Raw genomic sequence first — 17794 nt, forward strand, 5'->3', positions numbered from 1 at the left:
TTCTTTAATATGGATCAAAATAATTTCTACGGCTCGAACTGTAGCGGCGGAGCAGAATTCAATCCATGTACGGATTCGAATAAGATCAATTCTAAAACGCAATAGAGGGCATGGCCATGCTGAATATCGACACCCGCCTGCTCCAGGTCTTCGACGAAATCTACAAGACGCGCAGCGTCAGCCTGGCCGCCGAACAACTGGGGCTGGGACAGCCGGCGGTGAGCATCGCGCTCGGCAAGCTGCGCCAGCACTTCGACGATCCGCTGTTCGTCCGCACCTCGACCGGGATGGACCCGACGCCGCTCGGCGAGGAGCTGGTGCAGCCGATCCGCGCCGCGATCGACGCTCTCGATGTGGCGCTGAGGCATCGCAGCCGCTTCGACCCGGCCAGCGTCGAGCGCAGCTTTCGCATCGCCATGACCGACATCTCGCAGCTCGTGCTGCTGCCCGGGCTGTGGGCACGCCTGCGCGCGCAGGCCCCGGGCGTGGGCATCGAGGTCGTCCATCTGGCGGCCGACACCCCGGCCCGCCTGGAGACCGGCGACATCGATCTGGCGCTCGGCTTCATGCCCCAGCTCGAGGCCGGCTTCTATCAGCAGGCCCTGTTCCGCCAGCACTATGTCTGCCTCGCGAGCGCCGACCACCCGCGCATCCGGGGCGGTCTCGATCTGGCCCAGTTCGAGGCCGAGGAGCACGCCGTGGTGACGACTTCGGGCACCGGCCACCATTATCTGGACCGCGAACTGGTGCGCCAGAACATCGCCCGGCGGGTGGCGCTGCAGGTGCCGAACTTCATCGGCGTCGCCTTCGTCGTCGAGCACACCGAGCTGCTCGTCACCATTCCCGCGCGCCTCGGTGAAATGCTGCGCGGGCGCGGGCGGTTCTGCGCCTATCCGGTGCCGTTCCCGCTCCCGGACTATGACATCAAGCAGCACTGGCACGAGCGCTTCCACCACGATCCGGGCAACCGCTGGCTGCGCGGGCTGATCCGCGAACTGCTCGGTGCGCCGATGGGAGAGGAGCGGAAAGGGGAGGAGCGGAAGGGGGGCCTGCCCGCGGGCGCGGCGCGGGCTGATGCGGGCGGGCGTTAGGCCTGGACGCCGCGGCGGACGATGTCGACGATGCCTTCGGCGATCGCCGCCGGGGTGCGCCGGCCTTCGCGGTACCAGATGAACACCCAGTTCAGCGCGCCCAGCAGCACCAGGCGGAGCAGGGTGCGGTCCGCGTCCGGCGCCAGGGGGAGGGCGTCGATCAGGTCGCGGTAGACCTTTTCGAACGCCTCGCGGTCGTTGCGGGTCATCGCCAGCAGGTTCTGGTGGCCGGTGAACGCGAGGCTGCGCCCGGTGATGCGATCGATCGGCGAATCCCCGACCATTCCTGAGACGTGCACTTCGCACGCGCGCCGCAGGCTGTCCCAGGGGTCGCTGCCGGCGGCAGCGGCGGCTTTCGCCCGTTCCTGCACGCGCTTGAAACCTTCCCGGTGCACGGCGAGATAGAGCGCCTCCTTGGAGGCAAAGTGGTGATAGACCGAACCCGGCAGCAGGCCGACTTCGCCGGCGATGTCGCGGATCGAGGTGCGGTCGTAGCCTTGCTCGGAAAACAGCCGCGCCGCCGCGTGCAGGATCAGCTGATGGCGGTCGAGCGACGCGTCGCCGCCGTCGCTGCCTTCCCCGCGCTCCTCGCCGGCGTGCGCGTCGCGTGCCAGTCGGGTGCTGAGCATGCCGCGCTCGAGCAGGTGGCGCTCGCTCGCGCTCAACGCGTCGATTCCTTCGGGCGCCGCATCGGCGAGCGCCTGGAGGCGCTTCACCGCGGTTTCGAGGCCGTGTTTCTGCCAGATGTAGCGCACCCCGGAGGCGGAGATCTGCAATCCGCCCTGACGCAGGCGCCCGGCGACGGCGGCCTGGCCGAGCTTCGGTTCGCTGCGGGCGAGGTGGAGGATGGCCGATTCGATCTCGTCGGCCGCGGCGGAAGTGAGGGCGGAAGGGGGGCTGTCCTGTGTCATCGGCGATAGGGCGGGACGGCGGTTCCGGAAGTGGGAGGCGAATTCTAGCTCGGTCGTCCGGCTTCGGCTCGGGCCTTCGCTGCGGGTGGCTTCAAGTGCAGCATAATCATTTGAACAATGGTTTGACAAGTTAGTTTGTCCGGGTTAACTTTGCATCGCCGTCGCGGCACGCTGCGACGGCCGTGAAGGTCACGGCGGAACGCCCGGGCAGTGCGTTGCGCGATACAGCAAGAGGGACGACCCCGCGAGGCGGTTGAACCCCGGTTTCACCCAGCCAAGACCCTCGGGCCCGACCGGGCCCGGAATCGAAAACCGGAGGAGTGAAGATGATGAAAGTGAAGAAACTCGTAGTGCTGTGCTCGGCCCTCGGCCTGCTGGCGGGACAGTCCGCACTGGCCGAGGTGGTGGTCGGTATTTCGGTGTCGACGACCGGCCCCGGGGCCTCGCTCGGCATTCCCGAGAAGAACGCGTTCGCCCTGCTGCCGGGCGAGATCGGCGGCGAGAAAGTGCGCTACATCGTGCTCGACGACGGCTCCGACCCGTCGAATGCGACCAAGAACGCACGCAAGCTGGTCACCGAAGAAAAAGTCGACGTGCTGGTGGGCTCGGCGGTGACGCCGGCCAGCGCCGCCATCGCCCAGGTCGCGTTCGAGACCAGGACGCCGCACATCGCCCTGTCGCCAGTCACCCTGCCGGCCGACCGGGGGCAGTGGGCGTTCCGCACGCCGCAGCACAACAGCGTGATGGCCGGGGCACTGGTCGAGCACATGAAATCCGCCGGGGTCAAGACGCTGGGCTTCATCGGCTTCTCCGACGCCTACGGCGACGAATGGCTGGCCGCGCTCAACCCCCTGCTCGAACAGGCCGGGATCAAGCTCGGTGTGATCGAACGTTATGCGCGCAACGACACTTCGGTGACCGGCCAGGTGCTCAAGCTGGTTTCGGCGCGGCCCGACGCGATCATCGTCATCGGCTCCGGCAGCCCCGCCGCCCTGCCGCAGACCACCCTGGTCGAGCGCGGCTACAAGGGGCAGATCTACCAGACCCACGCCGTCGCCAACCAGGCCTTTCTCAGCGTTGCCGGCAAGGCGGCCGACGGCGTGATCCTGCCGGTCGGGCCGGTGGTGGTGGTGAACCAGATCAGCGGCGATCACCCCTCGAAGCAGATCGGCGCGACCTTCGTCCGCCAGTACGAGGAAAAATACGGTGCCGGCAGCTTCTCGTCCTTCGCCGGCCACGCCTATGACGCCTACCGCCTGCTCGAGGCGGCGGTTCCGGTCGCGCTCAAGAGCGCCCAGCCGGGAACGGCCGAGTTTCGCCAGGCCGTACGTGATGCGCTCGAAACCAACAAGGATGTGGTCGGGGTCCATGGGGTCTACAACATGAGTCCCGACGACCACTTCGGTCTCGACCGGCGTGGCCGCGTGCTGGTGCGCATCGACCAGGGCCGCTACACCCTGATCGGGCAGTGAGCGGCGGTGGAACAGGCGAGAGGAACATCATGAGCGTCGATACCCAGGAAATGGAGCGCATGTTCTCCCTGCCGGTGGTCAGCGTAGACCAGCGGCCGGACGGAACGCAGCTGTTGCGCTCCGGCATTCCCTTTCCCGATACCTACACCCGTTGCGTCGGCGACTGGTTCGAGCACTGGGCGAAGGCGGCGCCCGATCGCCTGTTCCTCGCCGAACGCGATCGCGCCGGCGAATGGGTGCGGCTGAGCTACGGCGAGGCCCGCCGCCGCGTGCTGGCGATCGCGACCTGGCTGCTCGGACAGAAGCTGTCGGCCGAGCGCCCGGTGGTGATCCTGTCCGACAACTCGATCGAGCACGCCCTGCTGATGCTGGCGGCGATGCACATCGGTGTCCCTTCGAGCGCGATCTCGCCGGGCAACTCGCTGATGTCGAAGGATTTCGTCAAGCTCAAGGGCAACATCGAGCTGCTCCGCCCCGGGGTGATCTATGCCGATCCGGTGGAGCGCTTCGCTCCCGCGCTGGCGGCGATCGGCGAGTTCCACGACGGCGTCGTGGTTGCCGGCGGCAACAGCGCGCCGACCGCTGGCACCCTGCCGTTCGCGATGCTCGAGCGCGAGCTCGACGAGGCCGCGGTGATGGCGGCCTTCGCCCGCATCACCCCCGACACCATCGGCAAGTTCCTGTTCACTTCGGGTTCGGTGGGCACGCCGAAGGCGGTGATCAACACCCAGCGCATGATGTGCTCGAACCAGACGGCGAAGGCGCTGATGTGGCCTTTCCTCGCCGGCGAGCCGCCGGTGCTGGTCGAATGGCTGCCGTGGAGCCACACCTTCGGCAGCAATCACAACCTGAACATGGTGCTGCGCTGGGGCGGGTCGGTGTACATCGACGACGGCAAGCCGACGCCGGCGCTGCTCGAGCGCACGGTGAACAACCTCAAGGAAGTGTCGCCGACGATGTACTTCAACGTCCCGCGCGCCTACGACATGCTGGTGCCGCTGCTGCGTGAGGACGCCGCCCTGCGCGAAAGCTTCTTCCGCCGGCTGAAGTTCATCTTCTACGCCGGCGCGGCGCTGCCGCACCACCTGTGGTCGGCGCTCGAGGAACTGTCCGAGGCCACCACCGGCAGGAAAGTGATGATCGTGTCCTCGTGGGGCTCGACCGAGACCGCGCCGATGGCCACCGACTGCCATTTCGATGCGATCCGTTCGGGAGTGATCGGGGTGCCGGTTCCGGGCACCACGCTCAAGCTCGTGCCTTCGGCGGACAAGCTCGAAGTGCGGGTGAAGGGGCCGAACGTGTTCCCCGGCTACTGGAAGCAGCCCGAGATCACGGCGAAATCCTTCGACGAGGAGGGCTTCTACATGATCGGCGACGCGGTCGAGTTTGTCGATCCCGCGCGCCCCGAGCTCGGCCTGCTGTTCGACGGCCGCATCGGCGAGGACTTCAAGCTGCTCACCGGCACCTGGGTCCATGTCGGTTCGCTGCGCGTGGCCGGAATCGACGCGATGAAGCCGATCGCCCAGGACATCGTCGTCACCGGCCACGACCGCGACGAGATCGGCTTCCTGATCTTCCCCAACATTCCCGAATGCCGCCGCCTGTGCCCGGGGCTGGCGCCGGACGCCTCCCTGGTCGACGTGCTGATGAACCCCGAGATCCGCAGCCGCGTGCGCCACGGCATGGCGATGATGAAAGGCAAGGGCGGCGGCACTTCGACCTATCCTGCCCGAGCCCTGCTGATGGCCGAGCCGCCTTCGGTGGAGGCCGGCGAGATCACCGACAAGGGGTACATCAACCAGCGCATCGCGCTCAGCCGCCGTGCCGACCTGGTCGAGTTCCTCCATGCCGACATGCCGGACAAGACCGTGATCACGGTGCACGCCGCAATCTGAACTACCGGAACAAAACAATGACAATGAGCGAACAACTGGTCAGGACCTCGACCGAAGACCACGTCTATACCGTCACCCTGGCGCGGCCGCAGAAGCGCAACGCGATCAGCGACCGCCTGCTCGAGGCGCTCGAGCAGGCCCTGATCGCGACCCCGGCCGGCACGCGGGCGATCATCCTCGCCGGCGACGGCGAGCACTTCTGCGCCGGGCTTGACCTCTCCGAGCACCAGCACCGTGAGCCTTTCGGGGTGATGCTGCACTCGCGCGGCTGGCACCGCATCTTCGACCGCCTCCAGAACGGCGGCATTCCGGTGGTGAGCGCGCTGCAGGGGGCGGTGATCGGCGGCGGGCTGGAGCTGGCGATGTCCACCCACGTGCGGGTGGCCGAGCCGGACACGATCTACCAGCTCCCCGAAGGCCGCCATGGCATCTTCGTCGGCGGCGGCGGCTCGGTGCGGGTGGCACGCATCATCGGTGCCGGGCGGATGTGCGAAATGATGCTCACCGGGCGCATCCTCGATGCCGAAGACGGCCAGCGCCTGGGCCTGTCGCACTATCTGGTCGGCGCCGGCGAGAGCCTGGCGAAGGCGCAGCAACTCGCCCGCCGCATCGCCGAGAACGCGCCGATGGCGAACTGGGCGATGGTGTCGGCAATCTCGCGTATCGACAACATGGCGAGCGAGGACGGCTTGTTCGTCGAGTCGCTGACCGCCGCCCTGACCCAGACCAGCCCCGAAGTCGCCGAGCGCATCGGCCATTTCCTCAACCGCAAAGGCAAGGGACCGCAGCAATGAGCAACCCGTACTCCGCATCCGAAGCGTCGGCGCTGAGCAGCGCCTACGACGACATCTGGCTGGTCGCCGGCCAGCGCACCCCGTTCGCCGACTACAACGGCGTGCTGCGCGACGTCTCGCCCACCGACCTGGGCATCTTCGCCGCGCGCGCGCTGTTCGAGAAGAGCGACATCCCCGCCACCGAAGTCGGCGCCATCGTCGCCGGCAACATGGCGCAGGCGAGCTTCGATGCCTATTTCCTGCCGCGCCACGTCGGCCTCTATTCCGGCGTCGATCCGAACGTGCCGGCGGTGCTGGTGCAGCGCCTGTGCGGCACCGGCTTCGAGACCATCCTCACCGCCGCCGACCAGATCACCCTGGGCAAGGCGCAGGTGGTGCTGTGCGTGGGCGCCGAGTCGATGTCGCGCAATCCGGTGGCGGCGTACACCCATCGCGCCGGCTTTCGCATGGGGCAGGTCGATTTCCGCGACTTCCTGTGGGAAGCGACCAAGGACACCGCACCCGCGGCGAGCATGGGCGACACCGCCGAGAACCTCGCCCGCCGCTACGGCATCAGTCGCGAGGAGGTCGACCGCTTCGCCGAGCAGAGCTTCGAGCGTGCGCTCGCCGGCTGGGAAAGCGGCTACTTCGACGGCGAAGTGTGCCCGGTGACCAATGCCACGTGGACGCTCGACGGCTACCAGCCGCGCAGCCTCAAACTCGCCGACCGCGCCGTGTGCTGCGAGCGTGACGGCCACGTCCGCCCGACCCCCTTCGAGACCCTGCAAAAACTCAAGCCCGCCTTCGGCGGCGTGCAGACCGGGGGCAACAGCTCGGCGATCGTCGATGGCGCGGCGGCGGTGATCGTTGCCCGCGGCGACTGGGTGCGCGCCCACGGCCTGACTCCGCTGGCGCGCATCGTCGCCGGGGCGGTGGTGGCGGTGCCGCCCGAGATCATGGGCATCGGCCCGGCCCCGGCGATCCGCGCCGCGGCGCGCACCGCCGGGCTCGGCGTCGGCGACTTCGGCCGCATCGAGATCAACGAAGCCTTCGGCGCGCAGTACCTCGCCTGCGAGCGCGAGCTCGGGCTCGATCGCGCCAAGGTCAACGTCCATGGCGGTGCGATCGCGATCGGCCATCCGCTGGGCACTTCGGGCGTGCGCCTGACCACCACGGTGGCGCGCGAGCTGAAGGAAGCGGGCCTGCAGCACGGCGTGTCGTCGGCGTGCTGCGGCGGCGGCCAGGGGGTGGCGATCGTGCTCGAGAACGTCGCCTGACACCGGACTGGAGAACGCATCATGAAACTTGCAGGCAATACCTTCATCGTCACCGGCGGCGCGTCCGGCCTCGGCGAGGCCACCGTGCGCGCCCTCCACGACGGCGGCGCCCGGGTGCTGATCGCCGACCTCAACGCCGAGGCCGGGGAAGGCCTCGCCGCCGCTCTCGGTGAGCGCGCTGCCTTCGCCCGCACCAACGTCGCCGACGAGGCCGACGCCCAGGCCGCGGTCGAACTGGCGCAATCGCGCTTCGGCGGCGTGCACGGGCTGGTCAATTGCGCCGGCATCGGCAACGCCGGCAAGGTGCTGGGCAAGAACGGCCCGCTGGCGCTGGCCGACTTCGCGCGCTCGATCCAGGTGAACCTGATCGGCACCTTCAACATGATCCGCCTCGCCGCGGCGGCGATGGCGCAAGGGCCGGCGCAGGCCGACGGCGAGCGCGGGGTGATCATCAACACCGCCTCGATTGCCGCCTTCGAAGGCCAGGTCGGCCAGGCCGCCTATGCCGCTTCCAAGGGCGGCATCGTGTCGATGACCCTGCCGATCGCGCGCGAGCTGGCGAGCAGCGGGATCCGCGTCGTCACCATCGCCCCCGGCCTGTTCCTGACGCCGATGATGCACACCCTGCCGCCCGAGATTCAGGCTTCGCTGGCGGCCTCGGTGCCCTTCCCGCAGCGCCTCGGCCAGCCTGCCGAGTACGCCCGGCTGGTGTGCGGCATCGTCGACAACGTCATGATCAACGGCGAGACCATCCGTCTCGACGGCGCGATCCGGCTGGCGCCGCGCTGAACCGCCGGGTAACGAGGAGATCGCCGGAAATGGTCGATTACAACGCGCCGCTGCGCGACATGCAGTTCATCCTGGACGAGCTTGCCGGGCTCGACGAGATTGCCGCCCTGCCCGGTTGCGAGGAGGCTTCGCCCGACCTGGTGGCGGCGGTGCTCGAAGAGGCCGGCCGCTTTGCCGCCGGCGTACTGGCGCCGATCAACCAGCCGGGCGACGTCGAGGGCTGCCGTCTGGACGGCGACGGGCGGGTGCAGGTGCCCGCAGGCTGGCAGCAGGCCTACGCCCGCTTCGCCGAGGCGGGCTGGATCGGGCTGTCGCTGCCGCAGGAGTGGGGCGGCCAGGGCCTGCCGCGGATCCTGTCCACCGCGGTGTGGGAGATGTGGTTCTCGACCAACATGGCGTTCACCATGCTGCCCCAGCTCAACGTCAGCCAGGCCGAGGCACTGCTGATCGCCGCCACCGAGGCGCAGAAGGAGACCTGGCTGCGCAAGGTGGTGAGCGGCGAGTGGGGGAGCACGATGAACCTCACCGAGCCGCAGGCCGGCTCCGACCTCGCCGCCACCCGCGCCCGCGCCGAGCCGCAGGCCGACGGCAGCTACCGCCTGTTCGGGCAGAAGATCTTCATTTCCTACGGCGAGCACGAGCTCACCGCCAACATCGTCCATCTGGTGCTCGCGCGCCTGCCCGATGCGCCCGCGGGGGTGAAGGGGCTGTCGCTGTTCATCGTTCCCAAGTACCTGCTCGACGCCGACGGCGAGCCGGCGGCGAAGAACGACGTGCGCTGCATCTCGATCGAGCACAAGCTCGGTATCCACGGCAGCCCGACGTGCACGATGAGCTACGGCGACGACGGCGGTGCGGTGGGCTACCTGCTCGGCGCTCCCAACCGCGGCCTGGAGACGATGTTCATCATGATGAACGAGGCCCGCTTCGGCGTCGGCGTCCAGGGCGTGGGGCTGGGCGAGCGCGCCTATCAGTTCGCCCTCGCCCATGCGCGCGAGCGCGTCCAGGGGCGCGATGCGCTCAGCGGCGAGAGCGGGCGGCCGATCCTGTGCCACCCCGACGTCAAGCGCATGCTGCTGTCGATGCGGGCGCGGCTGGTGGCGATGCGCGCGCTGCTGTACACCGCCGCGGGCTGGTTCGACCGTGCCCGCCACCATCCCGACCCCGAGGTCGCGGGCCGCTGCCGGCGCTACGTCGACCTGCTGATGCCGGTGGCCAAGGGCTGGTGTACCGAAGTCGGCAACGAGATCTGCGATGACGCCATCCAGGTCTTCGGCGGCATGGGCTTCGTCGAGGAGACCGGGATCGCGCAGTTCTTCCGCGATGCCCGCATCATCACCATCTACGAAGGCACCACCGGCATCCAGGGCAACGACCTCGTCGGGCGCAAGATCCTGCGCGAGAACGGCGAGACCCTGCGCGAGCTGCTCGCCGAGCTGCGCACCACCCTGGAGGCGCTGCGCGCGGACGGCAGCCTGGGCGAGATCGCCGACGGCTTCGCCGACACCATCGACGCCCTCGAAGGGGCGGCGGACTGGATTCTCGCCAACGGCCGCGAGCAGCCCGCCGACGTGCTCGCCGGCGCGGTGCCTTTCCTGATGCTGCTCGGCACGGTGTGCGGCGGCTGGCAGCTGGCGCGGGTCGCGCTCGCGGCCCGGGAGCGGCTGGAGAGGGCCGGCGGCGGGGTGGGCGAGGGGGCGGGCGACGGGTTGGGCGACGGGTTGGGCGAGACTCACGACCCGATCTATCTGCGCAGTCTGATCGAACTCACCCGTTTCTACTTCGCCACTATCGGCCCCCAGGCCGCAGCCCACGCCACCACCGTGCGCGAAGCGGGCGGCGCACTGGCGCGCTTCCCGGAAAGCGCGTTCTGATCCGCCGGCGGAGGCGCCCTCGGACCGCCCGGTCCGGGGGCGTTTTTACGCTCAAAAAGTTTGCACAAAACTAATTTGTTAGAATGTAGGCCTCGGGAACGGACAGGAAGTTCAATGTGTGGCATTGCAGGTGAGTTGAGATTCGACGGCCAGGCCCCCGATCTGGCCGCGCTGGCGCGGATGAATGCGCAGCAGACCCGGCGCGGACCGGATGGGGGTGGGGTGTATGCCCAGGGCAGCCAGGCCTGGGGGCATCGCCGGCTGAAGATCATGGATCTGTCCGAGTCGGCGCAGCAGCCGATGTTCGATCCCGCGCTCGGCCTGGGCATCGTGTTCAACGGCGCGATCTACAACCATCCCGAACTGCGCCGCGAGCTCGAGGGCAAGGGCTATTCGTTCTACTCGCACGGCGATACCGAGGTGCTGCTGAAGGCCTACCACGCCTGGGGCGAGGACTTCGTCGCTCGGGTAAACGGCATGTTCGCCTTCGCCCTCTGGGAGCGTGACAGCGGCCGCGTGCTGCTCGGCCGTGACCGCCTCGGCATCAAGCCGCTGTATTACGCGCCGATCGACGGCGGGCTGCGCTTCGCCTCCGCGCTGCCGGCGCTGCTCGCCGCGGGGGGCGTGGACACCGCGATCGACCCGGCGGCGCTCAACTATTACCTGTCCTTCCACGCCGTGGTGCCTGCGCCCCACACCCTGCTCGCCGGCGTGCGCAAGCTCGCCCCGGGCACGCTGATGCGCATCGAGGCCGACGGTCGGCGCAGCGAGCGCCGCTTCTGGTCGCTGGAGTACGCTCGCGACGCCGCCGATGAGGGGCGCAGCTTCGAGGAGTGGACCGAGGTCCTGCTCGAGGCCCTGCGTGGCGCGGTGCGGCGCCGCCTGGTGGCGGACGTGCCGGTCGGCGCGCTGCTGTCGGGCGGCGTCGACTCCAGCCTGATCGTCGGCCTGATGGCCGAAGCCGGGGTCAAGGAGCTGCGCACCTACAACGTCGGTTTCGAGGATGTCGGCGGCGAGAAGGGCAACGAATTCGAATATGCCGACATCGTCGCGGGCGAATTCGGCACCGTGCACGAACGGATCTTCGTCCCCGAGCGCGAGCTGCTGACCCGCCTGCCCGAGGCGGTGGCGGCGATGAACGAGCCGATGGTCAGCCACGACTGCATCGGCTTCTACCTGCTCGCCGAGGCGGTCAGCCGCCACACCAAGGTGGTGCAGAGCGGGCAGGGCGCGGACGAGGTCTTCGGCGGCTACCACTGGTATCCGAAGCTCGCCGGCAGCGCCGATCCGGTGGCCGACTACCTCGCCGCCTTCCGCGACCGCGATTTCGCCGAGTATTCGCGCGTGGTCGGTGCGCAGTGGCAGGGCGTCGATGCGAGTGCGGCCTACGTCGCCGCCAGCTTCAACGCGCCCGGCGCCGACGATCCGGTGGAGAAGGCGCTGCGCCTGGACACCACGGTGATGCTCGTCGACGACCCGGTGAAGCGCGTCGACAACATGACGATGGCTTTCGGCCTGGAAGCGCGCGTGCCTTTCCTCGACCACGAGCTGGTCGAGCTCGCCGCGCGTATCCCGGTGCGCCACAAGCTCGCCCACGGCGGCAAGGGGGTGCTCAAGGAGGCGGCGCGCAAGCTGATCCCGGCGGCGGTGATCGACCGCCCGAAAGGCTACTTCCCGGTGCCGGCGCTGAAGTACCTGCAGGGGCCGGTGCTCGAGCGCGTGCGCGATGCGCTGTCGAGCCGCGCCGCGCGCGAGCGCGGGCTGTTCCGCCAGGACTACGTCGACCTGCTGCTCGCCGACCCGTCCGCCCACATCACCCCGCTGCGCGGCTCCAAGCTGTGGCAGCTGGGCCTGCTCGAGTGGTGGCTGCAGACCCATCTCGGCTGAGGATGCGCTCATGATCCGCAAGCACATCGCCCGCGCGCTGCGCGCCGGGCACCGGCCCTCGCACCTGCCCCTGCTGCTGCCCGCCGGCCAGCCCGAGGCGGCCGGGATGCCCGCCAACGTCGTCGTCGACTGCGGCTGGGGGCGGCTGCTGCCGGCCCAGACCTGGCGCGATCCGGCCGCGCTCGCCCACGCCCTGCTTGCGGAGCGCGACGGCCAGCGCGACATCGCGTTCTACGTCGAGAAGCCGCAGGTGGTGGTGGCGAGCGCGCCGCAGCAGCTCTTTCTCGATCCCTCCGACGCCTTCCGCCTCAATCTCAACGCCTATCATCCGCGCTCGGTCGGGCGGCGCGGCTTCACCCTGCGCCGCCTGCGCACCCGCGCCGATGTCGCCGCGATCAACGTCCTCTACCGCGCGCGCCGGATGGTGCCGGTTGATGCGCCGGCGGTATGGCGGGCGCGCGCCAGCCGCGCGATCAGTTATGCGCTCGCCGAGGACCGTGCGAGCGGCGAGGTGATCGGGGTGGCGATGGGGCTGGATCATGTCGAAGCGTTCGCCGACCCGCAGCACGGCGCCAGCCTGTGGGCGCTGGCGGTGGCGCCGCAGGCCGCCCACCCGGGGGTGGGCGAAGCCCTGGTGCGTTACCTGGCCGAGCATTTTCTCGCCCGCGGGCGGGAATGGATGGACGTGTCGGTGCTGCACGACAACGAGCAGGCGATCGCGCTCTACGAAAAACTCGGCTTCCAGCGCATCCCGGCGTTCGCGGTGAAGCGGCGCAACGCGATCAACGAGCCGCTGTTCACCGGCGGCGGCGAGGGCCTGCAGGCGCTCAACCCCTACGCCCGCCTGCTCGTCGATGAAGCGGTGCGGCGCGGCATCCATGCCGAGGCGATCGATGCCGAGAACGGCTACTTCCGCCTCACCCTGGGCGGGCGCAGCATCGTCTGCCGCGAGTCGCTGTCGGAACTGACCAGTGCGGTGGCGATGAGCCGCTGCCAGGACAAGCGGGTCACGCTGAAGCTGCTCGCTGCCGCCGGGCTGGCGGTGCCGCGCCAGGTCGGCGTCGATGAGGATGCCGCCGCCGAGGAACGCTGGCCGGCCCTGCTCGCCGCGTGCGGCGCGGTGGTGGTGAAGCCGGTCGAGGGCGAGCAGGGCAAGGGGATCAGCGTCGACCTGCGCTGCGCCGACGAAGTGCGTGCGGCGATCGCGCGCGCGCAGCGCTTCTGCGACCGGGTGATCGTCGAGGAATGCTGCCGCGGCGCCGATCTGCGCATCGTCGTCATCGACTACCAGGTCGTCGCCGCCGCGGTGCGCCGCCCGCCGGTGGTGGTGGGCGATGGCGTGAGCACCGTCCGCGAGCTCATCGAGTGCCAGAGCCGGCGCCGCGCCGCCGCCACCGGCGGTGAAGCGCGCATCCCGCTCGACGACGAAACCGTGCGCTGCATCGGTGCCCGCGGCTACCGGCTGGAGACGGTGCTCGACGCCGATGTTCGCGTGCAGGTACGCAACACCGCCAACCTGCACACCGGCGGCACCATCCACGACGTCACCGCCGAACTTCACCCGGCGCTGCGCGCGGCGGCCGAGCGCGCCGCGCGCACGCTCGATATCCCGGTCACCGGGCTGGATTTCCTCGTGCCGGCGGTCGATGGCCCCGACTACGTCATCATCGAAGCCAACGAGCGCCCGGGGCTCGCCAACCACGAGCCCCAACCGACCGCGGAGCGCTTCATCGACCTGCTGTTTCCGCGCACCCGCGCCGCGCTGTGAACGCCCCGGGGCGGCCGCAGGCGAGCCGCTCTGCAGCCGGCATCCCGAAAAGGAGAGACGACATGAACGACCCCGGCAGCCACCTGGCCCTTCCCGCGATCGATTACGCCTACCTCGAGGAAACCCTGCTCCAGCTGCTCGCCATTCCCAGCCCGGTCGGCCTCACCGATGCCGCGGTGCGCTACACCGCGGGCCGCCTCGAGGCGCTCGGCATTCCCTACGAGATCACCCGCCGCGGCGCGATCCGCGCCACCCTGCGCGGCCAGGCCTCGCAGCCGGCACGCGCGGTGGTCGCCCACCTCGACACCCTCGGGGCGATGGTGCGCGCGCTCAAACCCAACGGCCGCCTCGAGATCGTGCCGATCGGCCACTGGTCAGCGCGCTTCGCCGAAGGCGGACGGCTGACGGTGTTCACCGACCACGGCCAGGTGCGCGGCACCTGCCTGCCGCTGAAGACCTCCGGCCACGCCTTCGGCGACGAGGTCGACGCCCAGCCGGTCGGGTGGGAGCAGGTCGAGGTGCGGGTGGACCTGCCCGCGACCTGTCGCGGGGACCTGCTTGCCGCCGGGCTCGAGGTCGGCGACTGGATCGCCTTCGACCCCCAGCCCGAGATCCAGCCCGGCGGCTACATCAACGCCCGCTACCTCGACGACAAGGCCGCGGTGGCGGCGCTGCTGACCGCGTGCAAGGCGGTGCGCGACCACCGCCTGGTGCTGCCGGTCGATGTCCATCCGCTGCTCACCATCACCGAGGAAATCGGCTCCGGCGCCTCGGCCGCGCTGCACGGCGAGATCGCCGAAATGGTGAGCCTGGACATCTCGATCGCCGCCGAAGGCCAGAATACTTCCGAGCACGCGGCGACGATCTGCATGCAGGACATGTCCGGCCCCTTCGACTACCACCTCACCCACAAGCTGATCGCGCTCGCCCACGCCCACGGCATTCCCCACCGGCGCGACATCTTCCGCTACTACCGCTCGGACTCGGCGGCCGCGGTCGAGGCCGGCAACGACATCCGCACCGCGCTGATCGGCTTTGGCGGCGACGCCTCCCACGCCCAGGAGCGCACCCACCGCGACGCCCTCGAGGCCCTCACCCGGCTGGTGGTGGCCTACATGACGAGCGAACCGGTGGCGCGCCGCGACTGCCGCTCGATGGGCTCGCTCGACGGCTTCACCGAGCAGCTCTGCCCCGGCGACATGGCGGTGCCGAGCACGCCGCTGCCGGCGCCGGAAACCTTTCTCGGCGATCCGGCGCCGGAGGGCGAGGCTCAGAAGCGGTAGCGGATCCCCACCATGGCCGCGGTCTGCGAGCCGCCGGCCGGCGGTGCGATGCCGGCGCCCACGGAGGCCGCGTACTGCGCCTTCGAGCTGTTGTTGATGCGGGCGATCTGGGCGTAGGGCGAGAAGTCCTTGTCGACGAAGTAGAAGCCGCGCAGGACGTAGAGTTCGGCGTCGCGGTCCTGGTCGTCGTTGGTGATGCGGTGGTAGCCGCCGTCCAGCATCCACTTCGCGCCGAAGTTCCACGCCCCTTCGACGAAGTAGGCATCCGAGGAAACATCGGTGCCGGCGGTGTCGAGGTCCCGTCCGAGCCAGCCGATGCCGACCTTGCCGCCGCTGCCGATTTTCATGTGTGCGCCGAGGTGGATGCGGCGGTCGCTGTCGCTCGAGTTGGCGAAGGCGATCGGGGCGGCACCGTTGAAGAAGTAGGCGGTGGCGCCCTTGCCGCCGCGTTGCTCGTCGATCGCGGCGGAGATGCCGAAGCGCTCGTCGGTGTATTTCAGCATCGCCGACCAGCCCCGGCAGCTGTTGCTGTCGGCCGCCGCGCTTTCGCCCGCACAGGTTCCGGAGTCCGGCGCACCGCCGGACGTGTCGCGCGCCAGGCTGTAGGTGGCGCCGAGCGAAACCTTGCCGAACGCGCCGCGCCAGGCCAGGGAGTTGTCATAGCGCGCGTTGGGCAGGTAGGCGTCGAGCGAGCCCAGGGCGTAGATGTTGGGGCCGAGCAGGTCGGCATCCATGGCGTAGATCAGCATCGAATACTGGCGGCCGATCGAGAAGGTGCCGTAGGGGGTTTCGAGGCCGGCGAAGAGCTGGCGGCCGAAGAGGCGCCCTCCCTGGCCGAGGGTGCCGCTGTCGAGGTTGAAGCCGGTCTCGAGGGTGGCGATGGCATTGACGTCCGGCGTGATCGCCTTGCTGAAGCGGAAACCGAGGCGCGAGGCGATGGTGCCGGTGATCCCCGGCACCCGTGTCAGGCTGCCGGTCTTGACGCCGTCCTGGATGTTGGTGATGCGTTCCACACCACCGTCGAGGATGCCGTAGATCGAGAGTCCCTTGGGCAGTCCGGGCATCGACGAGGCCGGGGCGGCAGCCGGTGCGCTGGCCACCTTCTGTTCGATGCGGGTGACGGCCTTGTCCTGGCTTTCCTGCTGGGCGAGCAGGCGCTGGATCAATGCGCGCTGTTCGGCCAGTTCGCGCTTCAAGGCCTCGATTTCGCTCTCGGCCTGGGCCGGAAGGCTGGCACCGATACCCAGTGCTGCAGCCAGGGCGAGGACCAGCGGCTTTGCGGTGGCGCGGTGCTTGTGCGGAAAGTCGATTCTCATTGCATCTCCTCGGATATTTTTATGATGATTGAGCGCGGGCGAAGCCGCGCCCCTGCTCCCGTGGTCGGGAACATTCGTGGCGCGCATCATCACCGGGCGCGCTGGCGCCGGCTGTGCTGGAAAGGCGGTGGATCGCGGCGTGGGCGCTGCTCGCCCCGGCGTCGGCCATCGGCAGCGGACGCCGGCGCGGTTGCCGGGTGGAGCGTTCGGGCTTACTTGCGTCCGGAGTGGTGCTGGACGAGAGCGACTGCGTCCTCGTACAGCTTCCGGCCGTCGGCACCTTTGGCGGAGACTTCCTCGATCCACTCTTCGATCACCGGGCGGGTCGCCTGCTGCCACTTGGCCATTTCTTCGGCGGGAAGGCGGCGGACCGTGTTGCCGCGATCGATCACGGTCTGCAGGCCGGCGGCATCGGCGGTTTTCAGCTGCGCGGAAATCCAGGCGGAAGTTTCGCGGCCGCTGTTGTCGTCGATGACCTTCTTCAGCTCCGGCGGCAGGCTGTCGTATTTTTTCCGGTTCATCACGAACATCTGGACCGTGGTCGACATCGTGTGCTCGCCACCGAATTCGACCGAGTACTTGGTGAGTTCATGAACCTTGGTCGAGGGGACGACCTCCCACGGCAGCATGGTCGCTTCGATGATGCCTTTCGACAGACTCTCCGCCATCTGCGTCATCGGCATGCCGACCGGCTGGGCGCCGAGCGAAGCGAGCAGGCGGGTGGTCAGCCGGGAGGAGCCGCGAATCTTGAGGTCTTTCAGGTCCGCGAGCGATTTCAGCTCCTTGTCGCGAAGATGCATGGCGAAGCTGCCGGGTACCCAGACGGCGATCGGCTTCAGGCCGGCGAATTCGCCCATCGTGTGCTTTTCGACGAAATCCCACACCGCGCGCGAACTGCTCTCCTGGTCCGTGCAGATGAACGGTAGCTCGAACACTTCGGTCAGCGGCAGCCTGCCCGGGGTATAGCCCGGCAGCGTCCAGACGACGTCGGCGACGCCGTCCCGGACCTGGCTCAACAACTGCGGGGCGGTACCGCCCAGCATCATCGCCGGATAGTGCTGGCAGCGGATCCGGCCCGCCGATTCGGCGGCGACCTTGTCGCACCACGGGACAACGAATTTGACATGGCCCGGAGAGGTCGGCGGCGCGAAATGCGCAACCTTCAGGATGACCTCCTGGGCGTGGGTGACTGTGGGAACGAGCGCAGCGAACATGAGGCCACGCGCCAACTTGCCGAGTTTCATGTCTTCCTCCTCCTGGTGTGCCGAATGGCTTCTTCTTCGGGGGCGGCCCGGGCGGGCGCCGGACGGTGTATCGCCCGGTGGCCCGGCGGAGCCCCGCTGATTCAGCGTTTGCAAAAACGATGAATCAGCATCAAATCATTTTTATGATTATTTTGTATCAGGCATCCTGATATTATCGATGATAAGGAGTGTCCATGAAAAAGCAAGGGTTTTA

13 protein-coding genes are annotated in these 17794 nt (G+C 68.9%); 10 read left to right on the forward strand and 3 right to left on the reverse strand.

All coding sequences use genetic code 11. From position 1 onward, the window contains the following. Nucleotides 1-110 precede the first annotated feature (110 nt). Nucleotides 111-1091, forward strand: coding sequence for a LysR family transcriptional regulator (locus Tharo_RS05640; protein ID WP_245881009.1), 981 nt, complete (start codon nt 111-113; stop codon nt 1089-1091). Here the strand turns inward: Tharo_RS05640 and Tharo_RS05645 are convergent. Beyond that, nucleotides 1088-2002, reverse strand: a complete 915-nt coding sequence (locus Tharo_RS05645) for a TetR/AcrR family transcriptional regulator (RefSeq protein ID WP_107220356.1) — start codon at nt 2000-2002, stop codon at nt 1088-1090. The two genes, Tharo_RS05640 and Tharo_RS05645, sit on opposite strands and share 4 nt — an antisense overlap. 329 nt (nt 2003-2331) lie before the next feature. On the opposite strand from Tharo_RS05645, the gene Tharo_RS05650 reads away from it, so the two are divergent. From Tharo_RS05650 to Tharo_RS05690, 9 genes are all read left to right on the forward strand, one after another. Then, entirely contained in the window at nt 2332-3474 is a 1143-nt protein-coding gene (locus tag Tharo_RS05650; protein WP_211309662.1) for an ABC transporter substrate-binding protein, read from the forward strand. Between the two features lie 29 nt (nt 3475-3503). Continuing rightward, complete coding sequence (locus tag Tharo_RS05655) at nt 3504-5369, forward strand: feruloyl-CoA synthase (protein WP_107220358.1); 1866 nt, start codon at nt 3504-3506, stop codon at nt 5367-5369. Nucleotides 5370-5392: 23 nt separating this feature from the next. Beyond that, nucleotides 5393-6163, forward strand: a complete 771-nt coding sequence (locus Tharo_RS05660) for a crotonase/enoyl-CoA hydratase family protein (protein ID WP_107220359.1) — start codon at nt 5393-5395, stop codon at nt 6161-6163. After that, complete coding sequence (locus Tharo_RS05665; protein WP_107220360.1) at nt 6160-7419, forward strand: thiolase family protein; 1260 nt, start codon at nt 6160-6162, stop codon at nt 7417-7419. The genes Tharo_RS05660 and Tharo_RS05665 overlap by 4 nt, the downstream gene beginning before the upstream one ends. Before the next feature lie 21 nt (nt 7420-7440). Further along, nucleotides 7441-8208: an SDR family NAD(P)-dependent oxidoreductase gene (locus Tharo_RS05670; RefSeq protein ID WP_107220361.1), complete on the forward strand. Its 768-nt coding sequence runs from the start codon at nt 7441-7443 to the stop codon at nt 8206-8208. 29 nt (nt 8209-8237) lie between these two features. Beyond that, complete coding sequence (locus Tharo_RS05675; protein WP_107220362.1) at nt 8238-10082, forward strand: acyl-CoA dehydrogenase; 1845 nt, start codon at nt 8238-8240, stop codon at nt 10080-10082. Nucleotides 10083-10196: 114 nt separating this feature from the next. Continuing rightward, nucleotides 10197-11969: an N-acetylglutaminylglutamine amidotransferase gene (locus tag Tharo_RS05680; RefSeq protein ID WP_107220363.1), complete on the forward strand. Its 1773-nt coding sequence runs from the start codon at nt 10197-10199 to the stop codon at nt 11967-11969. A gap of 10 nt (nt 11970-11979) precedes the next feature. Next, a complete protein-coding gene (gene ngg / locus Tharo_RS05685; RefSeq protein WP_107220364.1) occupies nt 11980-13737 on the forward strand; it encodes an N-acetylglutaminylglutamine synthetase in 1758 nt (585 codons plus the stop codon). Nucleotides 13738-13799: 62 nt separating this feature from the next. Next, nucleotides 13800-15020, forward strand: a complete 1221-nt coding sequence (locus Tharo_RS05690) for an osmoprotectant NAGGN system M42 family peptidase (RefSeq protein ID WP_107220365.1) — start codon at nt 13800-13802, stop codon at nt 15018-15020. On the opposite strand, the gene Tharo_RS05695 is transcribed toward Tharo_RS05690, so the two are convergent. Together Tharo_RS05695 and Tharo_RS05700 are read right to left on the reverse strand one after the other, a co-directional pair. Then, nucleotides 15008-16336, reverse strand: coding sequence for a porin (locus Tharo_RS05695; protein ID WP_159051663.1), 1329 nt, complete (start codon nt 16334-16336; stop codon nt 15008-15010). The genes Tharo_RS05690 and Tharo_RS05695 overlap by 13 nt on opposite strands. Nucleotides 16337-16548: 212 nt before the next feature. Next, nucleotides 16549-17580 (reverse strand): TRAP transporter substrate-binding protein, encoded by a 1032-nt coding sequence (locus tag Tharo_RS05700; protein WP_107220367.1) that lies wholly within the window; start codon nt 17578-17580, stop codon nt 16549-16551. Nucleotides 17581-17794: the final 214 nt, after the last annotated feature.

The organism is Thauera aromatica K172, assembly GCF_003030465.1.
Classification (GTDB): domain Bacteria; phylum Pseudomonadota; class Gammaproteobacteria; order Burkholderiales; family Rhodocyclaceae; genus Thauera; species Thauera aromatica.

Coding starts and splice junctions, on each gene's coding strand:
- Tharo_RS05640 (WP_245881009.1), top strand. CDS start 111: ATGGCCATGCTGAATATCGACACCCGCCTGCTCCAGGTCTTCGACGAA.
- Tharo_RS05645 (WP_107220356.1), bottom strand. CDS start 2,002: ATGACACAGGACAGCCCCCCTTCCGCCCTCACTTCCGCCGCGGCCGAC.
- Tharo_RS05650 (WP_211309662.1), top strand. CDS start 2,332: ATGAAAGTGAAGAAACTCGTAGTGCTGTGCTCGGCCCTCGGCCTGCTG.
- Tharo_RS05655 (WP_107220358.1), top strand. CDS start 3,504: ATGAGCGTCGATACCCAGGAAATGGAGCGCATGTTCTCCCTGCCGGTG.
- Tharo_RS05660 (WP_107220359.1), top strand. CDS start 5,393: ATGAGCGAACAACTGGTCAGGACCTCGACCGAAGACCACGTCTATACC.
- Tharo_RS05665 (WP_107220360.1), top strand. CDS start 6,160: ATGAGCAACCCGTACTCCGCATCCGAAGCGTCGGCGCTGAGCAGCGCC.
- Tharo_RS05670 (WP_107220361.1), top strand. CDS start 7,441: ATGAAACTTGCAGGCAATACCTTCATCGTCACCGGCGGCGCGTCCGGC.
- Tharo_RS05675 (WP_107220362.1), top strand. CDS start 8,238: ATGGTCGATTACAACGCGCCGCTGCGCGACATGCAGTTCATCCTGGAC.
- Tharo_RS05680 (WP_107220363.1), top strand. CDS start 10,197: ATGTGTGGCATTGCAGGTGAGTTGAGATTCGACGGCCAGGCCCCCGAT.
- ngg (WP_107220364.1), top strand. CDS start 11,980: ATGATCCGCAAGCACATCGCCCGCGCGCTGCGCGCCGGGCACCGGCCC.
- Tharo_RS05690 (WP_107220365.1), top strand. CDS start 13,800: ATGAACGACCCCGGCAGCCACCTGGCCCTTCCCGCGATCGATTACGCC.
- Tharo_RS05695 (WP_159051663.1), bottom strand. CDS start 16,336: ATGAGAATCGACTTTCCGCACAAGCACCGCGCCACCGCAAAGCCGCTG.
- Tharo_RS05700 (WP_107220367.1), bottom strand. CDS start 17,580: ATGAAACTCGGCAAGTTGGCGCGTGGCCTCATGTTCGCTGCGCTCGTT.